The organism is Streptococcus dentiloxodontae, from assembly GCF_053206925.1.
Genome location: NZ_JBRUHR010000008.1, coordinates 1 through 21747, shown reverse-complemented (window position 1 = coordinate 21747; position 21747 = coordinate 1). Strand labels below are relative to the sequence as shown.

Genomic DNA, 21747 nt, shown 5'->3' with positions numbered 1-21747 from the left:
TGCTGGCTTGAGGAATTATAGCGCTATAATAGCCACAGTGGGCAATTTCACGGCTTAAATAAAACCTGCATAAAACTCAAAAAAAGGCTTTCGCCTTATTTTTTTATAGTCTTAACTCATTATCCAATGGAACTCTAGCCAAATTGAGGTCAACATGGCAATAGCCCCCAGGATTTTTCTCCAGATAATCCTGATGGTATTCTTCTGCCTCAATGAAATGTTTAAGCGGTGCCAGTTCAACGGCTAATGGTCTATTATGATAGTTGCGACTGATTTGATTCATCACAGTTTCAGCGACAGCTCTGTCAGCGTCATCTGTGTAATAGATACCTGTACGGTATTGACGACCAATGTCATTGCCCTGCTTATTAACAGAAAAAGGATCAATGATGCGAAAATAATGCTGTAAGAGCTCTTCTAAAGTGATAATGGAGGGGTCATAGGTGATAGAGAGGGTTTCGGCATGATCTGTGATACTAATGATAGCATAATTTGTGATAGCGGAGCGGCCATTAGCATAACCAACTGTCGTATCAACAACGCCCTCAATCAGGTCAAAGTAGCCCTCAACACCCCAAAAGCAACCGCCTGCTAGGTAAATCGTTTTCATATTATCCTCCTTTTAAGCATACCCTATAGAAAAGAAAATGATTCTGTCAATTGGTAAAGGCTATTCCGATTTGAAAAGATTCTTATAATCAGCATATCCTTTTTCCTCTAGTTCATCGTAAGGAATGAACTCTAGCGCAGCCGAATTGATGCAGTAGCGAAGTCCACCAGCCTCTTTTGGCCCATCAGGAAAGACATGCCCCAGATGTGAATTGGCTTGACGACTACGAACCTCCGTGCGGCGCATAAAAAAGGAGCGATCCTCATGATTAGTCACCATGTCATTTTCAATCGGTTTTGTAAAGGCCGGCCAGCCACAACCAGAATCATACTTATCTAGCGATGAAAAGAGAGGCTCCCCACTGACAATGTCAACGTAAATGCCTTTGTCAAAGAAGTGATCATATTGGCCTGTAAAAGCTCGTTCCGTTGCATTATGTTGCGTGACTTCATAGGCCAAATCACCGATGCGAGCCTGCAATTCTTCTTTACTTTCAGTCATAAGTATTCCTCCTTTATTTCTTATGATGAGCTATCCTACTTTTTTCCTAAAAAGGACAAAGATATAGCTCACACTCATAAAGTCGTCTAGTTTTAGAGTTGAGTGACCAACCAGTTTTGGTAGCCAATGCTTTCAATCAAGTTGAGCTGATTTTCTGTCCAGTAGAGATTCTCTTCTTCGTCTTTATAGTAGTCTTTGAAAAGATCATAGGTTGTAAGGTCTGAGGCCAAAGCTTTCGGGATATCAGCCAAAGCAGCAAAACCATCTTTAGATGCTTGGTAGTCAGCCTTAAGCCATTCCAAAGGTGCTGTCGGAATTGTTTCGCCTTCAGTGGCTGTCAGTGATAATTGGCCACCCAGATCTAGAATGCGATTAGCAAATTGTTGCGCAAAATCACGTTCTTCATTAGCGTGATCCTGATATTTCTTTTCTAGTTTTGAAAAGCCTTGTGCACCGAATTGAATCGCAACTAATTGATGAATATTAGCTTGGCGGAACATATCATTGACCAGTTCTTGTAAAAATGCGATAATTTGAGATTTGTTCATTGTGTGACCTCTTCTTTCTATAAAATAAAGTTCCATAGGAACCAAAAATGATGATGACAGTAATCCTACTCCCCTCTTATAAGAATGTCAACTAATTAAACTTAGATTTTATACTATACGTCGTTGACTTCAGCTTGCCGTACTTTTTGAGGAAAGGCAAGCTTTCCTTATTGCCATAACCTCAAAAGCTCCCCAGACCTTTTGAGCTACCTGCGGCTCGTTGCGACGCGAGGAGGTGAAATCGATATTATTTCACCAACGAGCTAGTAAGGTCTTTAGCCAGCTCCATGGAGCTTGGCGTAGAAAATCCAGCATTAGCGGATTTTCTTAAGACGTTGCCTAGTCTGATTTTGATTTTCTTTGAGTATTAGTTAAAACAAGTTTTTGAAGGACGATAAAATCTAAAACCTAAAAAAGACAAACCTCAAAAAGAAGTTTGTCTCAGGACTGAAGCAAAGATATTTTCGCTTCTTATCATTTTTAATGCCTAAAATGACTTACCCCTGTAAAGACCATAGCAATGCTGTGTTTATCCGCAAAATGAGTCAGAGTTCTATTGTTCCAGATTCCTGATTTTTGCCATCCGAAATTTTTTGTCTCAGCCTCAAGCTATCTGCGGCCAGTTACGACATGAAGAGGAGAAGCTAATGGAGCAAAACTAAGAGGCTGAGCAAAAAGCCCAACCTCAGACAAATCATAGCTCCAACGAGATAGTGCCAAAGATCGTGATTATAATGGCAAGCACCAAGTGAAGAAGAGACTAGATAAAATGAAAAGAGATAAAACCTAACCAACGGTCAAAAAGAAAGGAATTGCAGAAGGATCTTCAAGGTCAGCTTTTTTAGGAGTATCACTTGGACTAAGACATAAAAGGCAGATGATATCATCGTTGTTTGTCCCAAGGTTAAAAAGCTGATCTCACTGAGTACAAAAGATACAGAAGATATTAAAGAAACTCCCAGTTTTGTTTTCATATTGAGTACTATTTCTAAATCCAAGATAAATACATCTAGGCAAGAAATCATCAAGCGTTTAAACCCATCTTCCCTTTTTAACCTTCCCCGCAGGATCGTTGTTATGATAAGATGACGTCTAGTTATTCCTTTAACAAATAATCATCAATTGCTTGGGCACAGCCGCCGCTATCGTTATCTGAGACAAGGACATCCGCTGTATCCCTAATCATGGCATTGGCATTTCCCATGGCAATCCCTAAGCCAGCCTCACGAATCATGCTTTCATCATTATTTGCATCACCAACGGCAATGATTTGTGACAAAGGAATAGCAAGCTGCTGAGCTAAGAAGGCTAGACCCTGTCCTTTTTCAACACCTTTTGCAGTGATTTCAAGGCCGCTTTCTTCTGCCTTAACGACAGCGATGTTTTCTGTACTTAGCTCATCATAGGCACGGTCACGCTCATCAGCCCTTAGATAATACATATCTATTTTGGCAAAATTATCTCTTTCTTTGGTGAGCAGCTCATAGATATCATCTACTAAAACAGCTGTTTGCTGGTAAAGCGGTGCATAATCTTCCATGTGGTAGTCCGCAATTGCCTCTAGGTGAGAACGCTGAAGGTAGCCTTGGCCATCAATCATTCCCATGACCATCACATTTTCTGGCTCTGCTATTGCCCTAATCTTATCGATAATCCGACTAGGCAACATCTGCTGAGATAGAATCTGCTCTTTTTCAAAATCATACACAAGAGCCCCGCTTGCAAGAACGCCATAACGAATGCCTTCGAGCTGCTCTTTATAGATAGCCAGTTCTGAGAGAAAACGCCCTGTTGACAGAGCTACCTGTTTACGAGCTGCATGTGCGCGTTTTATAGCTTCTAAACTGCTTGGGGCAATCGTCTTTTGACTGGTCAAAAGCGTCCCATCCATATCAAATGCAATAAGTTGGTACATCATAGTCACTCCTTTTTACTCATCCATGGGCAGGTAAATGATAAACTGAGTCTCTGCCGCTGTTGACACTACTTCAATCTTTCCGCCGTGGCGCTCAACGATATCCTTGGTCATGGCCAGCCCAATCCCGAAATTCCCGCCTGCTCCTTTGTAGAAGCGCTCAAAGATGTGGTTGCGATCTTCTGGAGAAATGGCTGCGCCATCATTAGCAATGGTGATTTGCAGCTGATGACCGACCCTTTTGGTGGAAACTTTAATCAGGGTTTTGGCATAACGCAGCGCATTGGATAAAAGATTAGTCAAGGCGCGCTCAATCAGCTCACGGATGTTCTTCTCGTCATCAGCAACATAAACTTTAGCCATAGGACTCCTTTCTTTTTGGACAGCCAATTTTCTTCTACTATCATAACATAAACACAGGAGAAAACGACAGCCAATGACCAACTGCCGTCAAAAAGTATTATAACTAAAGCCTGTTCCGATTTCTCGGTCAATCTGCGAGAAAGCTGCGGCAGAACTGTGGCAAAAAATATTTCGGATATTGAAAAAGGCCAATGCCTCATTTTATCACAGAAACTTCTGCTATTGATTGCTTCACAAGAAAAACTGAAAATGCTTTATCTGCCGGCAGATGTCATGCGCTAGCAGTTCTGGCTCAATATCCAGATCCTTTTGCAAATGATAATTTAAAATATTCCAGCAGCCACCCGTCGTTAAGAGTAAAACCAATCGCTCATCGTCAGGAGACCGATGCCAAGCAAGGTCTGAAGTCTCAAGAAAAGCCAGCATTTTCTGACTATAAAGATCCAAGGCGAAAGTCAGCAAATGCTGCTGTCTCAGTAAACAAACAAACTGCTCCTGTGCCTTCCAAAAACTGAAATAAACCACCAAGAGCTGCTCAAAATTACGGGGCTGCTGTTTTTCTAACTCCAGCAGATAAGCTTCAAGCAGCTGATTAAAAAAGTAAGCCAGCAGATCATACTTATCCTTGAAATGCCTGTAAAACGTATTTCTGGAACAGCCGGCATCAGCCGCAATTTCAGCTATAGTAATCTCTCTGAAACTGTCTTTAGCCAGCTTGGTGATAAAAACTTGTGCCAAGCGATTTTTCGTATCAGTCGTTCTTTGAGTCATTCTTCACCTTTCCGTGACAGATCGGCCAATCTGTCCTCTTTGCTTGATTCCTCTTGAACACTGCTGTTCAAAGGTTTAGACTGATTGTAGCAAAAAAAGAAATTTTCACAAAGGAGAAATGTCATGTCCATACTTTTTGATTACTGGATGCTGCCCATTCTTTTTATCCTGCATGATTTTGAGGAGATCATAATGGTCTCTGATTGGAAGAAACGCCAACGGACGCGAAGCTTTTCCAAAAATTACTTCGGACAAACAAGCCATACAGCCGCTTTTTCCATCGCCGTGCTGGAGGAATTCATTATCTTACTGTTCCTCTCAGGAATCAGCCAATTGTCTCACTTGTCGCTGCTTTATTTAGCTGTTTGTCTGGCTTATACCAGTCACTTTTTAATGCATTATGTCATGTGCTGGCGGTTCAAAGGCTACGTGCCAGGAGTACTGAGTGCAGCCTTGCAGCTTCCTGTCATGTATCTGATTATCAGCCATTACTGGCAAAGCAGCTGGGAGACGCTTTTTTACTTCCTTCCTGTCTTTTTGCTGACTTACCTCAATCTCATCATGCTGCACAAAATGATGGCCAAATTTGAGCAGTATTTAGCTGCCTATGCAAAAAGATGATTGGCACACAGCCAATCATCCATTTATTTTTAAGAATAGCACAATGAATCAAAATAGAGACAAAAAATCGAAATAAACTTGCTATTTGTTAGCAGCTGAGCTGTCTGTGGCTACTGTATCATTGGCATACAGAGTATGCCACATGTCATCGGTTACACCGTATTTGGTGTAGATGGCCTCAACTGATTTTTCAGTTGTTTCATACTGAGTATACAAATCTGAAGCAGCATTGTCAAAAGCTGTCAGTTGTGCTGAGTAGGTTGAATCAACTTGAGCAGCTTCCTTAAGATCGGTAGTCAAGGCAGATTTTTCAGCATCTGTCAGACTGGTTGATTCATTGATTTGTTTAGTCCAATAGGCCGTATCGTCTTCATTGCTTGAGGAATTGCTATCTGATGACGCATTATCTGAAGTCTTGTCATCAGTGTCTGACAGAGAGTTGTCAAATTTGTTCCAAGTGCTTTCATTATCCGAAAAGGCAGCGTCATAAGCCTTGTTGTAATCTGACAAATACTGATTTTCAAGCTGAGTCAGTTGGCTGTTCAGGCTGTCAAAGGTATTGTCATACTGTGCGGCTTCATTTGTTGCCTTAGTAAAAGCTGTTTTTTGATCTTCTGTCAAGTTCTTAGAAGAGCTGACTGCTGATAAGATTTCTTGTCTTTCTTGCGCGGCAGTGTAGTTTTCTTCACTAGTCGAACTTGCTGTCGTCTCAGTTGCGGATTCTGCACTGACCTGCTGGCTGCCCAGAAAAGCTGTTCCGCCAGCGGCTAACCCAAGCCCCAATGCACCCAGTACAAGAGCTGATTTAAGATTGAATGATTTTGTGTTTTCCATAAGAGTTACCTCTCTTCTAAAATTTTCCAAAATCACTTAACTTCTTCATGCTCGTATTATAGCGCAGCTTTTTCCCAAAATCTCGGTGATTTTATGAGAATACTGAGGCAGATTTGAGGCAGAAACTGCGGTAATTTATACTGCAGCAGCAAAGGCATCAAAACAACATAAAAAGGATCCAGTCCTGTGCAATACAGAAACTTTTTACTAAATTTTCCCAGGCGCAGCTCACATCCAGTCAGCTTTCCTATAGATTTTCCAAGATAACCCGCGTTTGAATACCGTCGCTGTCTTCCAGCCAAAACTCCCTTTCTGAGGATTCAAGCACTGTCAGGCCATAAAGCACCGCCTTTTTCAAAACCGCCTTAAAGAAAAGCTCATCAGCAAGATAGACGGTCAGATAGTTAAGACCTGGCAACCCTTTCCGGCGTTTAGCCAAATGAGACCCCGCCCACTGGTTAAAGGCCAGCTGGTGGTGATAATTCCCAGAGGCGATCCAAGAAGCCGACAGGATAGTCATCTTGTCACCCAAATCAAAGACACGCTGATAAAGCTTGGACGAAGCGATAGCATTTTTGACACTCAAGTGCACATGCCCGATGACGGTCCCCTCGCTCAGAGTGAACGAATCGCAGTCCGGAGCTTCTGCCAGAACCCCATCAGCATCCAGCTCCTCGGTCACACCAATAATGCGCCCGTCCTCACGAATATCCCATTCTGCCATTGGCTTATCACGATAAATCTCGATGCCATTGCCTTCTGGGTCGTTTAGGTAAATAGCTTCGCTGTAGCCATGATCAGCACCGCCGGTCAGCGGCAGGCCGTTCGTTACTAAATGTTTCAGTGCCGCTCCAAGGCTGAGACGGTCAGGCACCAGAATAGCCGTGTGGTAAAGACCATAATTATCTTCAGCCGGCAAAGCTGTTTTGACCAGTCGCATGAGAACCTCATCTGAGCCAGCCAAGCCTAGATAAGCCGCTTCTCCTGTCTGCTTCAAGACTTTAAAACCGATACCGTCACTGTAAAAAGCCACCTGCTTTTCCAAATCATGAACGTTAAGAACAACTTCTCCCAGACGGATTTTGGAATCATATGCGTAAACCATTGCGCCTCCTTAATCTAAAACGGCAAAGCCGCCAGTCCATGAAATCTTTTCCTGTGCTGCCAATGAAATTTGCAGGAAGCCAAACGCTTCTAATTCGCGTGCCCGTTTCAAACCGCCCACATCAAGCATACCAACGCCGCTGCCTGCCAGAGCCTCTGCCACTGCTGCTTTTGCCTCTTCATCATCTGAGGCCAGCATGACACGTGCTGTCTCTTTGCCTGCCACCTGACCTGTTACCAGACTTGCAGCAAAATTCGTGTTAAAACCTTTGACCCAACGAACATCTGGTGCTGCTTTTGCCAATTCTGCTGTCGCAGAACTGTCGGACGGTACAACTAAATTATCAAAAGTCTCAAAATCAACAGGATTGGTAATATCAACAACGACCTTCCCCTCAAACCCCTTACCGTAATTTTCTAAGATTCCTGCAACAGCCGGATAGGGCACTGCCAGCACCACTAAATCACCAACAGCAGCTTCCTTATCCTCTGATCCAATGTAAGAAACCGCATGACCTGCCTTTTCAAACAGACCTCCGATGGCTGTTCCCATATTTCCTTTACCAAAAATTGTAACCTTTGACATAATGTCTTCCTCCTTAAAAAATCAACGTTGTAACTATATAAGTTACATTTTATAAAGCATATTATACTAGTTAGTGATAAAATAGCAAGATATTTGACTTAGGAATTAAAAAAACTGGATAATTGAATATCCAGAATGATTTTAATTTATATTGAAGAGGAAATTTATTATCGCCTCTTCCAAAGTTGGCTGCACAGCGATTTTTTCAAGAACCATTGAAAAATGTCAAACTGCCTAACAACTGACGCAGCCTTAAGGCATCCCAAGCCATATGTTCAGCTATAGTAAGACCGACTAAATCGGCACTTTCATCAATGACCCTAAAAACATTCGCAAGATCCTGCAAGGTCAATTGACCCACAGCAGCTGGAAAATCGGCTGCATCTAAGCCTGGTTCTGCTGGATAGATGGATCTGAAATCTTCAGGGGTCAAAACATCTAAATCAAAATGCACAGCTACCTTGTCAAAGCCCTGACTTTCCAGCCACTGACCCAGTTTTTCTGGATTTTGCTGAAGTTCTTGAGCTGTCAGCAGCTCCAGCTTAAAGTTATAGACATTTTGGTCTATCGGCCGCAAATCTTCTTTGATTAAGCCTGCCATTAAAACCTGCCGAGAAGAAAGAGTATTTGCGATACGGTCATTAAAAGCTTTTGCCCCTTGTTTCATCAGTGTACTGACAACCATTTCATGTAAATGGTGTGATTGACCCTCACCTGAGACATCTGGATGAGCATCCAGCCAAATAAGACCAAGCTTATCACCATAACGTCCATTTAGATAGTCAAACGGGGCTAAACTAACGGCACAGTCGCCCCCAATTGTAAGCACTCTTTGGGGCTGCTTTTCATTCAATACTTGCTGAAAATAAACGATTTGCTGATGCAGGCTTTCACTCGCATCAATACCATTTTTTCTCTCAAGCAGGTCAGAACCATCCTGCATAGCCACAGGTATCTCAACCCTTTCAATAGCACTGCTATTAGGAACAATGAGATCCATTAGTTGCGCACCTAAAATATAATTGGGGTTAACACCACCCTGCCACTGTGGAAAAACGGCTTTTAAGATATTAGTCATTTGTCTGTCTCACTCCCTTCTATCAGACTTAGTATAGCACAAGCATTCACTGTTTTGAAGGGTTTGACCAATTAGCAGTCTGAAACTAGGACAAAAGTATCCAATTCCTTATACCTTTGTCACTTTACTTGCAAGTATCAAAAACAGTTCACTGGACTGTTTCAGGTCAGCAACTAAAAAACTAGGGCATGCTGAGAAATCAATTTCTCCGAAATCCCGATTTTTGTCTCATGCTCATCTTTAAAATATATAAGTTAGATGGGTCTTTTTATCTTACAGTTTTTTAGAATGATTTTTCCACCAAGATGACAGAATCGATCCTGAAATGTTATGCCAAATACTAAAAATAGTTGATGGAATAGCTGCCTGCGGGACAAAATACTTCATAGCCAACGTTGCACCAAGACTGGAATCCTGCATACCAACTTCAAATGTAATGGCTTTTTGTTGATCCTCTTTTAAGCGCAGCAATTTTGAAAAAGTGAAACCAAGCAGATAACCGCAAAGGTTGTGAAGCATGACAACTGGGATAACAAGAGCCGTTGCTGCAGTAAAAATATTGGCATGATTGGCAGAAACAACCGCCCCTACTATCAAAAGAATAGCTATCTGAGAAATAAGAGGCATAATACGGATAACAGCATCTATTTTCTTTCCAAAAATACTATGAATAATAACCCCCAAAATAATTGGAACAACAACGATACGCAAAGTACTAAGAAAAAGACTGGCTGCTGGAACACTAACATACTGGCCAGCAAGAAATGATAGAAGAGTCGGAATCATAACCGGCGCTAAGAGCGTTGACAAGGTTTCAATGGAAACATCCAAGGCTACATCACCGCCAGATAAAAAGGCCATGACACTTGATGAAGTCCCGCTAGGGCAAGAACCGACGAGAATAACACCTGCTGCTGTTGCACCTTTTAAATGAAAAATAAGGCAAAGCAGCCAAGCTAAGCCTGGCATAATAATGTAATGGGCAACTGTCCCTAAAACCACTGGAACAGGTTTTTTAGCAATGCGTTTAAAGTCTTCTGCTGTCAGCGTTAACCCCATACCAAACAGAATTAAACCAAGCAGATAAGACGTATTGGGAATAACCCAGCTGCTGGTTGTGGGTAAAAGATAATTAAAAATTGCCCAAAGAACAACAGCTACAGTAAACCATTTACTTAACCATTTGCTGAATGATACTAATGTTTCCATAAAGAAACCTTCTTTCTATACTATTTTCAAAAACAGTATAGCACTTTCAATTTGATTTTCAAGGCTGTTTTCAAAATTTTCTGGAAATTTTCGTTCAACAGCAGCTAAGCTACGCCTGCTTGTACATTTAATTGGACAAATTGGTTACGAACCACCCACATTGTAACGCACCAAGCAAAGAAATCTGCAACTGGAGCTGCCAGCATTATATAATTAATCCCCAAAAGATGCACAAAAAGGATAAGCAAAGGCAAAATAAAGAACAGCTGCTTGGTCAGAGCCAGAAAAGCCCCAATCTTTGCCTTTCCAATAGATGAAAAGAAAGTTGTTGACGATATGGTCATGCCGTTGACAAATACCAAGGCTAGAAACAGTCGCAGATAACGCACACCATATTCCAGATAAAGTGCGCTCTCAGAACCAAATAGCTGAATAATCTGCGGTGCAAAGAATTCAAAAATCAAAAAGGCTAAAACAGACACCGCTGTGGAGACAGCAACAACGAGGCGATAGGTTTCACGCACACGGTTGAGTTTTTGGGCTCCAAAATTAAAGCCCAAAATAGGTTGAGAACCTTGTGTAATTCCTAAAATAATAGACGTATAAACCGTATTGATTTTAGTAACAATGCCTGCAACTGCAATAGCAATATCACTGCCGTAAATGGACTCTCCGCCATAGCTGCGCAGCAGATTATTCGTTATAATTTGCACAATAGTTACCGACAGCTGATTAAACATTGGCGTCAAACCTAGAGCTGTAAAATCCCGAATAACTCCAAAGTCTGGGAGGAAGTCTAATTTTTCAAGACTAACCGACCTAAAACGAAAAAGATAAGCAAAAACCATACAGCCTGAGATAACCTGACTGATAACCGTTGCCCAAGCAGAACCCGCAATCCCCCAATGAAAAATGAAGATAAACAGCGGATTAAATATAATATTTAAAACCGCGCCTGTGACAATAGCTGCCATGGAATATTTAGCTGAGCCATCCCCTCTTACCAAACTGGCACCGCCCGATGAGACCAAAAGAAACGGAATTCCAATTGAGGTAATGGACGTGTAGGTCATAGCATAATTGAGGATTTGTTCAGTTGCACCAAAAGCCAGCATAAGAGGCTCCAGAAAAAGGCGGATAAGCGTCACCATAAATAATCCAACAACCACAAATGAGGTGAAAGCATTGCCTACAATCTTACGGGCACGCGCCGTATTCCCCTTACCCATTTCAATATTGAAACTTGACGAAGCTCCAATACCAAAAAGCAAGGCTGTCGCTGTGCAAATGGTAGTTATGGGAAAGGCAATATTGGTTGCAGCATTGCCCAGATAACCCACACCTTGTCCGATAAAAATCTGATCAACAATATTATAAAGAGCATTAACCAGATTAGCGATAATAGCAGGGATAGCAAAGCTTCTCAGCAGCCCTGCAATTTTGCTCTGCCCAAGATTAACAGCGTCCTTTGTCATTTTCTGTCTCCCTCATCAAAACGCCAAGGGGTGTCATAAGAAAACCAGCGATTAGCACTGTGATCTGCCAAACGTGTGAAAGGATAGAGGTTCTTTCCATCCTTTTTTAGCATATCTTCCAGATAATCCCGCAGCATCCAAACATGTCCTGGCTGCGGATTGGCCATCAGCAAAATAGCCTCCACCTGTGCCGCATTTAAGCGAACATCTTTTGCCACTTGCTCCATTGGGTAGCCTAAACGTTTAAAATTTTCCTGTAATTCCTGCGCTGTATTGGCGCATTCTTTAGCTGTTAGCATGTTTTCCTCCTAGTAATTTTTGTAAACAATAGCTGAGCTGCTCTTTTTCAAGACTGCTAAGAGCCTGTGTGAACTGCTCATCCATGTCCTGTCCCAGCGCCAGCAATTTTTCTCGAAAGCCCAAAGCCTTGTCCGTCAGAGCAATAACCTTGCTCCTTGCATCCGCAGGATTGGGCTGGCGATAAAGATAACCTTTTTTTTCAAGATTTTGCAAAACACCCGTTACCGTCGGATTGGTCATGGAAAAATAAATTTCCAGCTCTTTTTGTGTAACAGTTAGAACTGGCTTACGGTAAAGATATTTTAAAATTTTAAACTGAGTATTGCTCAATTGGTAAACCTGCAGATACTGATTGGCAAATTTATCAAAATCCAGGCTGGCTCGTTTGAGTAAAACTGAAAGTGTTTCGTCTGTCATCGCAACTCCTTTACATAGCTTCCTATTCATTTTAACATAGGAAGCTATGTATTTCAAGAATGTTGATTCAGGAATAATTGTGTTGGGGATAAAAATAACCGCCCAATCATATTAGGCGGCAGTTGTCTTTATTTCTCATAACCCACTTGGATGGCGGGATAGTGTCCTTGGAGATAATTAAAGAAAGATTGGAGATCTTCTTCTGTTATTTGTCCAATATTATTAATCGTGACATGCTTATCTTTTCCGACATTATCAGTGATAACCAGAAAAGAATGTGCTTTTTCTGGAACTCCTTTTGTGTTATGCGGCTGAAAAATCTGATGGTAAATTTTAGTGGCATTTGCTAAATCTACAGCGAAAAAACCGTTGCAATAAGCCATCAAATGATGCCGATAAACAAAAAAACGCAGATTGTCATCCCAGTAACTAGCATTGTCTCTAGCTGTTTGCAAATTGCCAACCAACTCTGGATAAATGCTAAAAATATCTCCGTGAAGATAATCATTGTGACGCTTTTGTACGAAGCCCGAAACTATATGCAGCAGCCCTATCCCAGCCAGAACAGGCCCAACAATATAACCTAGCCGCACCTCACTGCTGCGGGTTAAAATAGCACAGGTAAGAAAGACGAGTCCCAGCAAAACAGTGATTCCGCCAATGATGATACTTCCCGTAAATCCAGCTTTTCTATTTTCTGTCAGCATACTCCCTCCTTTTTTCCTAACTAATGTGTTTCATTTTACCATACTTTAAAAGTCAAAATACAAAGTTACAGACTTGTAAAGGAAAAGTTGTTTCCCTGTCTTTTAATTGTCACGCTTAATTTGAGATAATAAAAATCACTTTTCATATCACTATTCTAGCTCTTTTAATAGGATGCTCAAAAGAAGAAAGGACAAAACATGTATAAAGAATTTGCTTTTTACCGATACCGAACGATGCTTATCTTCATGGTTTGCTTCGGCCTTGTATTTGCCGGAATGGCCTTCTTTTTTCTGACAGTTTTTTCTGCTGTGGCCAGTATGGAATCAGATGGCGGCACCGCACAGCAAAATATCCTCTTGCTGCTGATCCCTTGGCTTTTTATTTGTATCGGGCTTAGCGTCAGTGTTTATGGCTTCATTTGGCTGGTCAGCAACAAACCCATTTTGTCAGGAAATATGTTTGAACTTAGACTGCAAAAAAATTTCTTCAAGAGCTATCATGTCCCTTGGGAAGATATTGCAAATTTGACTTATACCGTTCATTATAGAACGTTCCACGGAATACGCAGCTATCGTTACCTAACCGTTAATCTTAAAACAGGCAGCTCTTTGAGAATTTCTCTAAACAGTGTAAAAGAAACTCAACACACAATCGCTGAGGCCATCAAGCAAACAGCACCAGAAATTATTTGGATTGTTGATAATCCTTTGGACAATGTGTTTGACTTTTAATGTAACACCCTGCCATTCTACAAATCTTCTCGAAACTGTCTTTTGCTCTCTCTTTTTTAGCTACAAGCTTTGTCAATCATATTGCCTTAAAATAAACCAAGCCACTCAACTTTCATTCATTGGGCGGCTTTTAATTTTATTGCTGATAGTCTACGTTAATAAAAGGACAATTGAATCTAAGAAAATCAAAGAAAGGTTGAAGACTGGCATCAGCTTCACGATTTATCAGGAACCTATGACCATGCTGTTGACCGAGGACACTTGATTGCCTATGCCTTGGCAGGCAGTCTTAAGGGGTTTGACGCTTCAACCAGCAATCCAGCAAATATTGCTGTTCAGACCGCCTGGTTCAATCAAGCAAACAGTGATGATTCTACTGGTCAAAATTACTACGAAACCCAAATCCGACGGGCTTTGGACAGTAAGAAACGGGTTCGCTATCGGGTAACTCTCGTCTATGCGGACAATGACGATTTGGTGGCTGTCGGCCGTCAGCTGGAAGCTAAATCTTCAGATGGCAGTTTGGAATTTAATGTCTTTATTCCCAATGTTCAGACAGGTCTCAGTATCAATTACCATACAGGTAAAATCAGCGTGAACTAGGTGTCGCGCTTTTTTTGCAGACTTTATAGAACTGCCGGAACCCCGTATATCTATTTTTTAAACTGCAGGCGTGCGGCGCGGATGAGATAATAAAGCGATGACAAAGCAAAGATGACTGGACAGGGAATAAGGAAAAGAGCGGTCAACGGGAAAAACAATAAATCAAACAGATTAGAAAAGTCCCATTTTTCAGGAGCCAGCAGATCGAAAAAGTTCATGGAAAAACTGCAGTAAACAAGAAGGAAACAGCAGAGTCCTTGCTCCCAAGCGTAATTGCAAAATCGCTTAATCATCATCTTTTCAGACTCTTCATCTGAAAAAATTTCTTCTGAGCCTCCATCACCCATCTGCTGAAAATATTGGATCCCGCCCCAACGGCTGCCAGCAATGTGCTTCCAGCCACTGTCTTCAAAAAGAGTCAGATAATCCACAAACTTATCATGGCTGATATAATCTTTGAAATCTAATCGTACAATCGGCGGCTCTTTAGCCGTTTTTTCAAAGGTATAAAGCGGCAGCCATGAACTGACTTTGGTCAGGCGATAACCTCGACTTTGAATGCTGTTAATCCATTTTTCCTGACTAGCAATACTAGATAGGAATACTTTAAATTTTTTCATAATAGCCTCCTATAAATGGTAGTTCTCAGCCAGCTGACTGAGTTTGCGGATGCGTTCTGTCTCCAGCTGCAGTATCTGACGGCCGGAATCAGTAATAGCATAAACTTTACGGCGTTTATCGTCACTGGGCACGGCCTCTATCCATTTGAGCTTAAGCAGATTTTCAATAGCTCCGTACATGGTGCCGGCAGCGATTCGGACATCACCGTCGCTTATTTCCTCGACCTTTTGCATAATACGGTAGCCGTGGGCCGGTTCAAGCAGAGCTATAAGGATGTAGTAAGTGGTTTCGGTCAAAGGCAAATACTTGCTGCGTTTCAAAACAGTTCCTCCTTTTCTTTTTAGAACAAGGTTACGGCCAAGACGTTGTGCAGAATATGGATGGCAATCGGAAGTTCTAGGCGCTTGGTTTTATAGTAGGTAAAGGCCAGAACAAACCCTATGCCGCTGTAAATGAACCAGCTAAAGAGATTGGTCGGCATGTGGACAGCACCGAAAATCAATGAGCTCAGAATCAGGCCAAGGACTGGCTTTTTGCCGCAGACGTAGGTCATTATTCCTGCCCGAAAAATAATTTCTTCCATAATGGGGTTGAAAACAGCTATGATAAGAAAGCTAACAGGAAAGGAAAAGCCTCCGAAGATCTGATTGAGTGCCTGATCGTTGGCAGTGCTCTTGATATTAAAATAGTTAAGACCAAGCATGCCCAGATGAACGATACACTTGCTGGCTGCCAGAGCAAGGAAAATGGTTAGGGCATCTTTTTTCTTCCAGCGTTTAAAATCCCAATTCAAAAATTTAGCCTCTCTGGCCAGCCAGATGAGGAAGGCCAGACTGATTAAAACAGTCAGCAGGACAATTAACTGTTCTGCCAAATTAGGCCTGAAAGGCTGGCCGGTCAGAATCTCCCGGCTTCCTAAAACACCGAGGACAATCCCCCAGCTTTGAGAAATAATAAAGAAAATAAAAAGATAGAGTGATTTTCCGAGTGTTTTCGTGAAGGTCTCCTTTTGTGATATTTAAATATATCGTTTAACTTTATAAATACATTATATACAGTCAGACTATATATGTCAACTGTATATATAAAAAATTAAGGATCCGCTATTTTTCGCATAAAAAAGAGTTTGGGACAAAAGTCTCAAACTCCTTCAATCTGTACAATATAAAATGTTTGACGCAGTGGTTTATTAGAAGTCCTTATCCCTTGCTAGGCAAGATACAAAGAGCGTTAAGAAAGCGAGAAGAAAATAGGAGCCTAACGTCATGCGCTTTGCGCATAAGGCAGGCTATCTTTTTCTCGACGCTTTTAGCTCGTGTTCAATTATCAAGATACAAAGAGCGTTCGCGGATAAAGTCAAAATAGGGATTTCAACAACGAGTCGTTAAGCGACTCTAGGCGAAATCATCTTTTTGACACAATCCACAGCTCGTGTTCAATTATGCAAGTGATAGTTCCAACAGTTTGGGGAACTGTTGGAGGTTATCTAATTCTATGAGCGCTAGTTCATATCAATCTCTAATAAACTGTGCGGAGGTGGGACAACAAAATCGAAATTGTCATTTCATGACGATTTACCAATTTTTTATACGTAATCTTCACGATTACACTCTTCTGTGGGTGATTGCACAACAATCATCATGGTTTGTCCCACTCTCCTTTAAGAATACAAGACTCTATTAGAACATATCAATCAAGAGCTGTTTCATTTCTGCAATGTATGGTTGACGTGGATTAGCTGGTGTACATTGGTCATCATAAGCCAAGCTTGCCAACTTATCAACAGCTGCATCAAAGGCTTTCTTGGTTACTCCGTTAGCTGACAGACTTGGCTCTACGTCAACAGCGTGCATTAATTTATCAATACGGGCGCAGAGAGCTTCAACCAATTCAGCATCGTCTTTACCTTTAAGACCAAGGGCGCGAGCAATGTCTGCATAGTCTCGTTGACCACGGTATTCTTCATAACGTGGGTAAACAGAACGTTTGACATTTCCTGCAACACCATTGTAGCGAATAACGTGTTGCATAGCAATCGAGATAGCAAGACCATGTTGAAGACCAAATTCACCACCAGTCTTGTGAGCGATTGAGTGGTTAATGCCGAGGAAGGCATTTGAGAAGGCCATACCTGCTAGAGTTGCTGCATAATGCATGTTTTCACGCGCCTGTTCACCGCGAAGCGTTGGATTTTTAGGATCATAGTTATAAGAGTCTTCCAAGTTTTCGATAACCAAGCGAATAGCTTCAATAGACCATGGACGTGTAAAGTCAGACGCCATAACTGATACGTAAGATTCAAGGGCATGTGATAAAGTATCAAGTCCTGAAAGAGCTACTGTGCGTTTAGGTACTGTCATAACAAATTCTGGGTCAACAATAGCCACTTGCGGTGTCAATTCATAGTCAGTCAATGGGTATTTTACGTGTGTGAAATCATCTGTAATAACAGCATAAGGTGTCACTTCTGAACCAGTACCAGATGTCGTTGGGATACAGAAGAGACGAGTTACGGTTTGATGTTTGAAACGAACAATCCGTTTACGAATATCAATGAATTTTTGTTGCAATTCAAGGAAGAGCTCACTGACTTTTTCATAACTATCAAGGAAATCCGCTTCTTGATCTAATGAGTATTCGTAGATATAGCGTGCAATTTTAGCAGCATCAAGGGCAGAACCACCACCGACTGCGATAACGGTATCTGGTTTGAAATCACGCATTTGTTTTGCAATTTCAATCGTTTGACCGAGTGTTGGGTCTGGTTTGATGGTACCATAGATTGAAGTTGCAACTTTTTCATCACGAAGGGATAACTGAGCAAGAACCGTATCAACAAAACCAAATTGCAGCATACCTGGGTCGGCAACAATAATAGCACGCGTCATTATTTCAGTTTCATCTTGTAAGTATGAAATAGCATTCTTTTCGTAATAAGTTTTTTCTGGTAAACGAACCCATTGAGGACGGTTACGACGTTTCGCAACAGTTTTCACGTTCAAGAGGTCGCCAGTAGATAAATTGTGTGACAATGAATTTTTCCCCCATGACCCTGTTCCAAGAGTTAAGCTGGCTTCTAATGCGTCTGTATAAACATCACCGATACCACCGACTGAATCTGGTTGGTTAACCAAAACACGAGACGAATTAAGGGCATCTCCATATTCAGCAACGAATGGATCAGCTTGTGAACCAATTTGGATAGCACAGTTGTGACCAGCACCTTGATAATCAAGAAGAGCTGCTACAATGTCAATACCTTCTTGACGATCTTTGGCTTTATAAACTGAAAGGAGCGGAGAAAGTTTTTCTGATGATAATTTTTCACCAATCTTTTTCTTGTCCAATTCAAACAAGAGAACATCTTTACCTTCTGGCAATTTCACGCCAGCTTGTTCACAAATCCAAGCAGCTGACATACCAGCAACTGGTCCGTTAACCCCGTGGTTGTCATTGAAGACAAAATCTTCAAATTTCTTATAGTCTTTCTTAGGAACAAGGTAAGCGCCTTTTTCCTGCATTTTAGCAAGCCATTCTTTGTAAATTGGTGCTTCTACAACTGCTGAGTTTTCAGTTGCACAAATCATACCATTATCAAAACGTTTAGAAAGAAGAAGATCTTCTACTGCACGTTCAAGATTAGCAGTTGCATCCACATAAACAGCACCATTACCTGCACCAACACCCATTGATGGATTACCAGATTTGAGGGCGGCATTGACCATTCCAGGTCCACCAGTCGCAAGGATTGAAGCAATACTAGGATTTGAAATCAGAGCACCTGTATTTGCGATAGATGGCGTTTCAATCCATTGAACAATGTTTTCAGGAGCGCCAGCTTTGACTGCTGCATCGTACAAGATTTGAGCGGCATGAGCAGAACATTTTTGAGCCGCTGGGTGGAAGGCAAAGACGATAGCGTTACGTGTCTTCAAAGCGACTAAGATTTTAAACATAGTAGTTGATGTTGGGTTAGTGGTTGGCACAATACCCGCTAAAACACCAAGAGGTGCTGCAATTTGAATACTGCCAGAGACCTTGTCTTCGCCAATAATACCTACCGTCTTTTCATTTTTAATGCGTTCATACACATACTCTGTTGCAAAGTGGTTTTTCGTATCTTTATCTTCGACAACACCACGACCTGTTTCTGCGTGAGCTTCTTTAGCTAATTCTAAGGAAGCTTCTGAACCTGCCAAGGCCATTGCCGCAACAATTTTGTCAACTTGTTCTTGCGTGTAAGTCGCATAAATTTCTTCAGCCTTGAGTGCCTTATCAACCAGCTTTCCTGTATATTCCTGAGCTAGTTCTTCTGGTGTAAGCTCTTTGGTTTTCGCATCTTTTTTTGCCATTAAAAGTTCCTCCTTGATAAATAAAGCAATAACGTTTACAAAGAAAATAGAAAAAGATTATCAAAATCTGAATAAAAAAGTCTATCAGCTTATTTGTGATAACTTTCACTAATTATGATACCGTTTTCTTTTTTGACTGTCAAGTTTTTTTGTTAATTATTTCACAAAAAAATCAAAAAGAACTATATACAAAAAACACGTTCATACGAACGTGCTGTAAAACAAATTAAAGGTCCTTAAGCAGGTCGAATCTAAAATACGAATTAAACAGACCTGCACAGTTCCTTGTTCAAAGCTTAACCAATAAAGTCCCGAATATCATCTTCAGAAAGTGATGAGTCGCAGACAACTTTAGCTGTGCCATTTTCAGCAACAAAAAGTCCTGGAACAGTCGCAATACCATAACGGCTGCGAAAGGCTTGGATATCTTCTAACTGGCTAGCATCTTCACTGTTGATATAAAAGACGGTATCCGACAGGCCTGCTGCAACTGCCGCTAATTTAGGGGCAAAGCGCTGACAATAAGGGCAAGTTGGACGCCCAATGAAAAGAACAAATTTTTTATCCGATGCCACACGCTGGCGCGCTTCTGTTACTGTAATAGCCTCAAAATGGTTTACGGCTTCTTCAAAAGCTGACATAAAAATTACCTCACTTATTTGATAGCCTTATCATATCCAATTTTGAAGGAAAACTCAATTTTCTGCTACGGCATTTCATTTTCCAGCCATTGTTTAAGTAATAGCAAAGCTTTCTTCCCGACTTCTTCTGCTGATAAGCCGTCGGTCTGTAAAAAACTGACATTGTCCTTTCCTGCAAACCATTGTCTTTTCAGGGGAAGTAGCTTTTCAAGCTGAAAATCAAAGAAGTTGCGACTGCGTGTCTTATTAGCAGCTTTGCGTTGTCTGAGCGTCTCTGGCTTCGCCTCTAAAAATAAGACATGGTCTGGCAAGCACTGTCTCAGCTCTGCTATTTCTGCCTGCAAGGCAGCAGACACATCCCAATCTTCGCCTAAAGCCTGCGGGTAATTGAAGGTGTAAAAGTCAATCTCCTCCGCGCCAAAATCCATGAGCACTAGAGGTAAATCCTTCACCTTGTGATAGCGCTGAATCTCGTGCTTTATCCAGAGCTTTTGGATCTCCAGATAATCTTCAAACTTGTTCTTATCCAGCTGCCTCGCTCTCATCTCAGCAACTACCGGTGCCACATCTTCATAACTGACAATAGCCTCAGGCAGAGCCTGCTGAAGATAGCCTACTAGCGTAGTCTTCCCGACCGCCATTGATCCTTGAATAGCGATAATCATAAGTCCCTCCTAGTCCGATAAAAAGTCTGCTAGTTCCGTTAAATTAGCTAAAGTAACATCTGCTTGTTCAGCCTCAAAAATGACAGGAGCATACTGTCCAAATCCTCTCATCAAGCGGACTGTTTTCATGACTAGTTTCTTGGCGGGTGCGATGTCATTGTCCAGCCAATCACCAATCATAACCGCCCGCTCTGGCTGACACTCAGTCAGTTCAAGAGCCTTTTGGAAAATAGCTGGCGCTGGTTTGGCAACACCAAGGTCTGCTTGTTCATCTGGAATCTCTTTGCCAGTGACTTTACGAGCGGCTTCAAGGATTTGAAGATTTGAAAATCCAGTGGAAGAGCCAAGGTTGAAGGCAGTTGACGGATTGCCTTCACGACTGAATTCTTTGAACTGATTGAAGACCATTTGAACGGTGTCAATCAGGCATTCTTGACCGTCTTCAGAACCTTTCTCAAATAAAAAGCTTACATCATCAACGCCCTTGAGTTGCCTTATTCCAATGCTAAATTGGAAGCGACCAACAAGCTCATCAAGGACATCAAGCGCCAAGCTTTTGGTTTTCGAAACTTCAAAAAGATAAAACTAAAATTCTCATCGCTTTGAACATACAAAAAGAGAGAACCAATCTGATTCTCTCTCGTGCTTAGTTATAAGGGCTCTATAATATCTGTAGTGGGTAAATCTCATTCAGATATTATAGGGCTTTTTGGGTGTATACACAAAAAGTCCCATATGACTTATAATGAAAAGCGATCAAACTATCATTAGAAAGACTCATATGGAACTTCTTAAGAATACCACAGATTTAATCGGATTGAAAGACAAAAATATCAAAATCTTGTTTGTTTTACAACACCAAACCCACATTGAAATACAAGCTAAGCTGGACTATCAAGCGCCTGACTGTCCTTACTGTCAGGGAAAAATGATTAAATACGACTTTCAGAAAGCTTCAACTATCCCACTTCTTGATATCCAAGGGATGCCTACCCTTCTAAAGCTCAAAAAGCGTCGCTTTCAGTGCAAAGCCTGCAAGAAAGTTGTTGTATCTGAGACCGATGTTGTGCAGAAAAACGGACAGATTTCCAAAC

27 protein-coding genes and 1 pseudogene are annotated in these 21747 nt (G+C 41.5%); 5 read left to right on the top strand and 23 right to left on the bottom strand.

Annotation, left to right across the window (positions count from 1 at the left end):
* Positions 1 to 103: 103 nt before the first annotated feature.
* The 7 genes from msrA to ACVRZ8_RS05655 all read right to left on the bottom strand — a co-directional run bounded on the left by msrA (position 104) and on the right by ACVRZ8_RS05655 (position 4708).
* Positions 104 to 610: a peptide-methionine (S)-S-oxide reductase MsrA gene (msrA, locus tag ACVRZ8_RS05680; RefSeq protein WP_447448346.1), complete on the bottom strand. Its 507-nt coding sequence runs from the start codon at positions 608 to 610 to the stop codon at positions 104 to 106.
* A gap of 60 nt (positions 611 to 670) precedes the next feature.
* Entirely contained in the window at positions 671 to 1111 is a 441-nt protein-coding gene (gene msrB / locus ACVRZ8_RS05675; protein WP_447448345.1) for a peptide-methionine (R)-S-oxide reductase MsrB, read from the bottom strand.
* Between the two features lie 92 nt (positions 1112 to 1203).
* Positions 1204 to 1659, bottom strand: coding sequence for a ferritin-like domain-containing protein (locus ACVRZ8_RS05670; protein ID WP_447448344.1), 456 nt, complete (start codon positions 1657 to 1659; stop codon positions 1204 to 1206).
* Between the two features lie 797 nt (positions 1660 to 2456).
* Positions 2457 to 2684 (bottom strand): DUF6198 family protein, encoded by a 228-nt coding sequence (locus tag ACVRZ8_RS10800; protein WP_522732254.1) that lies wholly within the window; start codon positions 2682 to 2684, stop codon positions 2457 to 2459.
* A gap of 71 nt (positions 2685 to 2755) precedes the next feature.
* Positions 2756 to 3574, bottom strand: a complete 819-nt coding sequence (locus tag ACVRZ8_RS05665) for a Cof-type HAD-IIB family hydrolase (protein ID WP_447448405.1) — start codon at positions 3572 to 3574, stop codon at positions 2756 to 2758.
* Between the two features lie 15 nt (positions 3575 to 3589).
* Positions 3590 to 3937 (bottom strand): sensor histidine kinase, encoded by a 348-nt coding sequence (locus ACVRZ8_RS05660; protein ID WP_447448343.1) that lies wholly within the window; start codon positions 3935 to 3937, stop codon positions 3590 to 3592.
* Between the two features lie 231 nt (positions 3938 to 4168).
* On the bottom strand, positions 4169 to 4708 hold the full coding sequence (locus ACVRZ8_RS05655; RefSeq protein ID WP_447448342.1) for a TetR/AcrR family transcriptional regulator: 540 nt from the start codon (positions 4706 to 4708) through the stop codon (positions 4169 to 4171).
* A 123-nt stretch (positions 4709 to 4831) separates the two neighbouring features.
* Here ACVRZ8_RS05655 and ACVRZ8_RS05650 point away from each other — a divergent pair, with 123 nt between their 5' ends.
* The gene (locus tag ACVRZ8_RS05650) at positions 4832 to 5329 is read left to right on the top strand and encodes an HXXEE domain-containing protein (protein WP_447448341.1); all 498 of its coding nucleotides are present in this window, start codon (positions 4832 to 4834) and stop codon (positions 5327 to 5329) included.
* A gap of 81 nt (positions 5330 to 5410) precedes the next feature.
* Here the strand turns inward: ACVRZ8_RS05650 and ACVRZ8_RS05645 are convergent, their stop codons facing one another.
* The 9 genes from ACVRZ8_RS05645 to ACVRZ8_RS05605 form a co-directional block, all read right to left on the bottom strand.
* Positions 5411 to 6163 (bottom strand): hypothetical protein, encoded by a 753-nt coding sequence (locus tag ACVRZ8_RS05645; RefSeq protein ID WP_447448340.1) that lies wholly within the window; start codon positions 6161 to 6163, stop codon positions 5411 to 5413.
* Positions 6164 to 6410: 247 nt separating this feature from the next.
* Positions 6411 to 7268, bottom strand: coding sequence for a VOC family protein (locus tag ACVRZ8_RS05640; RefSeq protein WP_447448339.1), 858 nt, complete (start codon positions 7266 to 7268; stop codon positions 6411 to 6413).
* A 9-nt stretch (positions 7269 to 7277) separates the two neighbouring features.
* The gene (locus tag ACVRZ8_RS05635) at positions 7278 to 7853 is read right to left on the bottom strand and encodes an NADPH-dependent F420 reductase (protein WP_447448338.1); all 576 of its coding nucleotides are present in this window, start codon (positions 7851 to 7853) and stop codon (positions 7278 to 7280) included.
* Between the two features lie 205 nt (positions 7854 to 8058).
* Complete coding sequence (locus tag ACVRZ8_RS05630) at positions 8059 to 8931, bottom strand: arginase family protein (protein WP_447448337.1); 873 nt, start codon at positions 8929 to 8931, stop codon at positions 8059 to 8061.
* 273 nt (positions 8932 to 9204) lie between these two features.
* Complete coding sequence (locus tag ACVRZ8_RS05625) at positions 9205 to 10140, bottom strand: bile acid:sodium symporter family protein (protein WP_447448336.1); 936 nt, start codon at positions 10138 to 10140, stop codon at positions 9205 to 9207.
* Positions 10141 to 10244: 104 nt separating this feature from the next.
* Positions 10245 to 11615, bottom strand: a complete 1371-nt coding sequence (locus tag ACVRZ8_RS05620; protein WP_447448335.1) for an MATE family efflux transporter — start codon at positions 11613 to 11615, stop codon at positions 10245 to 10247.
* On the bottom strand, positions 11612 to 11914 hold the full coding sequence (locus ACVRZ8_RS05615; RefSeq protein WP_447448334.1) for a DUF2316 family protein: 303 nt from the start codon (positions 11912 to 11914) through the stop codon (positions 11612 to 11614). The genes ACVRZ8_RS05620 and ACVRZ8_RS05615 overlap by 4 nt, the downstream gene beginning before the upstream one ends.
* Entirely contained in the window at positions 11901 to 12332 is a 432-nt protein-coding gene (locus tag ACVRZ8_RS05610) for a MarR family winged helix-turn-helix transcriptional regulator (RefSeq protein ID WP_447448333.1), read from the bottom strand. The genes ACVRZ8_RS05615 and ACVRZ8_RS05610 overlap by 14 nt, the downstream gene beginning before the upstream one ends.
* Before the next feature lie 128 nt (positions 12333 to 12460).
* Positions 12461 to 13039: a hypothetical protein gene (locus ACVRZ8_RS05605; protein WP_447448332.1), complete on the bottom strand. Its 579-nt coding sequence runs from the start codon at positions 13037 to 13039 to the stop codon at positions 12461 to 12463.
* 198 nt (positions 13040 to 13237) lie between these two features.
* On the opposite strand from ACVRZ8_RS05605, the gene ACVRZ8_RS05600 reads away from it, so the two are divergent.
* Together ACVRZ8_RS05600 and ACVRZ8_RS05595 are read left to right on the top strand one after the other, a co-directional pair.
* Complete coding sequence (locus tag ACVRZ8_RS05600; protein WP_447448331.1) at positions 13238 to 13771, top strand: hypothetical protein; 534 nt, start codon at positions 13238 to 13240, stop codon at positions 13769 to 13771.
* A gap of 204 nt (positions 13772 to 13975) precedes the next feature.
* A pseudogene (locus ACVRZ8_RS05595) lies at positions 13976 to 14374 on the top strand (DNA/RNA non-specific endonuclease); the annotation flags it as partial.
* Positions 14375 to 14424: 50 nt separating this feature from the next.
* Here ACVRZ8_RS05595 and ACVRZ8_RS05590 read toward each other — a convergent pair.
* The 7 genes from ACVRZ8_RS05590 to ACVRZ8_RS05560 form a co-directional block, all read right to left on the bottom strand.
* A complete protein-coding gene (locus ACVRZ8_RS05590; RefSeq protein WP_447448330.1) occupies positions 14425 to 14994 on the bottom strand; it encodes a DUF2812 domain-containing protein in 570 nt (189 codons plus the stop codon).
* Positions 14995 to 15003: 9 nt separating this feature from the next.
* A complete protein-coding gene (locus tag ACVRZ8_RS05585; RefSeq protein ID WP_447448329.1) occupies positions 15004 to 15315 on the bottom strand; it encodes a PadR family transcriptional regulator in 312 nt (103 codons plus the stop codon).
* 20 nt (positions 15316 to 15335) lie between these two features.
* Positions 15336 to 15869 (bottom strand): CPBP family intramembrane glutamic endopeptidase, encoded by a 534-nt coding sequence (locus ACVRZ8_RS05580; RefSeq protein ID WP_447448328.1) that lies wholly within the window; start codon positions 15867 to 15869, stop codon positions 15336 to 15338.
* Between the two features lie 805 nt (positions 15870 to 16674).
* On the bottom strand, positions 16675 to 19347 hold the full coding sequence (gene adhE / locus ACVRZ8_RS05575; RefSeq protein WP_447448327.1) for a bifunctional acetaldehyde-CoA/alcohol dehydrogenase: 2673 nt from the start codon (positions 19345 to 19347) through the stop codon (positions 16675 to 16677).
* A 296-nt stretch (positions 19348 to 19643) separates the two neighbouring features.
* Positions 19644 to 19988 (bottom strand): DUF6568 family protein, encoded by a 345-nt coding sequence (locus tag ACVRZ8_RS05570; RefSeq protein WP_447448326.1) that lies wholly within the window; start codon positions 19986 to 19988, stop codon positions 19644 to 19646.
* Between the two features lie 65 nt (positions 19989 to 20053).
* The gene (locus ACVRZ8_RS05565) at positions 20054 to 20653 is read right to left on the bottom strand and encodes an AAA family ATPase (RefSeq protein ID WP_447448325.1); all 600 of its coding nucleotides are present in this window, start codon (positions 20651 to 20653) and stop codon (positions 20054 to 20056) included.
* Positions 20654 to 20662: 9 nt separating this feature from the next.
* Complete coding sequence (locus ACVRZ8_RS05560; protein ID WP_522732253.1) at positions 20663 to 21205, bottom strand: HAD family hydrolase; 543 nt, start codon at positions 21203 to 21205, stop codon at positions 20663 to 20665.
* Here ACVRZ8_RS05560 and ACVRZ8_RS10795 point away from each other — a divergent pair.
* Positions 21164 to 21259 carry a transposase gene (locus tag ACVRZ8_RS10795; protein WP_522732252.1) on the top strand — a complete coding sequence of 32 codons (96 nt, stop codon included), beginning with the start codon at positions 21164 to 21166 and terminating at the stop codon, positions 21257 to 21259. The genes ACVRZ8_RS05560 and ACVRZ8_RS10795 overlap by 42 nt on opposite strands.
* Positions 21260 to 21434: 175 nt before the next feature.
* Positions 21435 to 21747, top strand: a 313-nt coding sequence (locus tag ACVRZ8_RS05550) for a transposase family protein (RefSeq protein ID WP_447448404.1), incomplete at its 3' end; no start/stop codon positions are given.

Bases quoted from the DNA above. Each gene is read 5' to 3' on its own strand.
- msrA (WP_447448346.1), bottom strand. From the start codon at position 610: ATGAAAACGATTTACCTAGCAGGCGGTTGCTTTTGGGGTGTTGAGGGC.
- msrB (WP_447448345.1), bottom strand. From the start codon at position 1,111: ATGACTGAAAGTAAAGAAGAATTGCAGGCTCGCATCGGTGATTTGGCC.
- ACVRZ8_RS05670 (WP_447448344.1), bottom strand. From the start codon at position 1,659: ATGAACAAATCTCAAATTATCGCATTTTTACAAGAACTGGTCAATGAT.
- ACVRZ8_RS10800 (WP_522732254.1), bottom strand. From the start codon at position 2,684: ATGATTTCTTGCCTAGATGTATTTATCTTGGATTTAGAAATAGTACTC.
- ACVRZ8_RS05665 (WP_447448405.1), bottom strand. From the start codon at position 3,574: ATGTACCAACTTATTGCATTTGATATGGATGGGACGCTTTTGACCAGT.
- ACVRZ8_RS05660 (WP_447448343.1), bottom strand. From the start codon at position 3,937: ATGGCTAAAGTTTATGTTGCTGATGACGAGAAGAACATCCGTGAGCTG.
- ACVRZ8_RS05655 (WP_447448342.1), bottom strand. From the start codon at position 4,708: ATGACTCAAAGAACGACTGATACGAAAAATCGCTTGGCACAAGTTTTT.
- ACVRZ8_RS05650 (WP_447448341.1), top strand. From the start codon at position 4,832: ATGTCCATACTTTTTGATTACTGGATGCTGCCCATTCTTTTTATCCTG.
- ACVRZ8_RS05645 (WP_447448340.1), bottom strand. From the start codon at position 6,163: ATGGAAAACACAAAATCATTCAATCTTAAATCAGCTCTTGTACTGGGT.
- ACVRZ8_RS05640 (WP_447448339.1), bottom strand. From the start codon at position 7,268: ATGGTTTACGCATATGATTCCAAAATCCGTCTGGGAGAAGTTGTTCTT.
- ACVRZ8_RS05635 (WP_447448338.1), bottom strand. From the start codon at position 7,853: ATGTCAAAGGTTACAATTTTTGGTAAAGGAAATATGGGAACAGCCATC.
- ACVRZ8_RS05630 (WP_447448337.1), bottom strand. From the start codon at position 8,931: ATGACTAATATCTTAAAAGCCGTTTTTCCACAGTGGCAGGGTGGTGTT.
- ACVRZ8_RS05625 (WP_447448336.1), bottom strand. From the start codon at position 10,140: ATGGAAACATTAGTATCATTCAGCAAATGGTTAAGTAAATGGTTTACT.
- ACVRZ8_RS05620 (WP_447448335.1), bottom strand. From the start codon at position 11,615: ATGACAAAGGACGCTGTTAATCTTGGGCAGAGCAAAATTGCAGGGCTG.
- ACVRZ8_RS05615 (WP_447448334.1), bottom strand. From the start codon at position 11,914: ATGCTAACAGCTAAAGAATGCGCCAATACAGCGCAGGAATTACAGGAA.
- ACVRZ8_RS05610 (WP_447448333.1), bottom strand. From the start codon at position 12,332: ATGACAGACGAAACACTTTCAGTTTTACTCAAACGAGCCAGCCTGGAT.
- ACVRZ8_RS05605 (WP_447448332.1), bottom strand. From the start codon at position 13,039: ATGCTGACAGAAAATAGAAAAGCTGGATTTACGGGAAGTATCATCATT.
- ACVRZ8_RS05600 (WP_447448331.1), top strand. From the start codon at position 13,238: ATGTATAAAGAATTTGCTTTTTACCGATACCGAACGATGCTTATCTTC.
- ACVRZ8_RS05590 (WP_447448330.1), bottom strand. From the start codon at position 14,994: ATGAAAAAATTTAAAGTATTCCTATCTAGTATTGCTAGTCAGGAAAAA.
- adhE (WP_447448327.1), bottom strand. From the start codon at position 19,347: ATGGCAAAAAAAGATGCGAAAACCAAAGAGCTTACACCAGAAGAACTA.
- ACVRZ8_RS05570 (WP_447448326.1), bottom strand. From the start codon at position 19,988: ATGTCAGCTTTTGAAGAAGCCGTAAACCATTTTGAGGCTATTACAGTA.
- ACVRZ8_RS05565 (WP_447448325.1), bottom strand. From the start codon at position 20,653: ATGATTATCGCTATTCAAGGATCAATGGCGGTCGGGAAGACTACGCTA.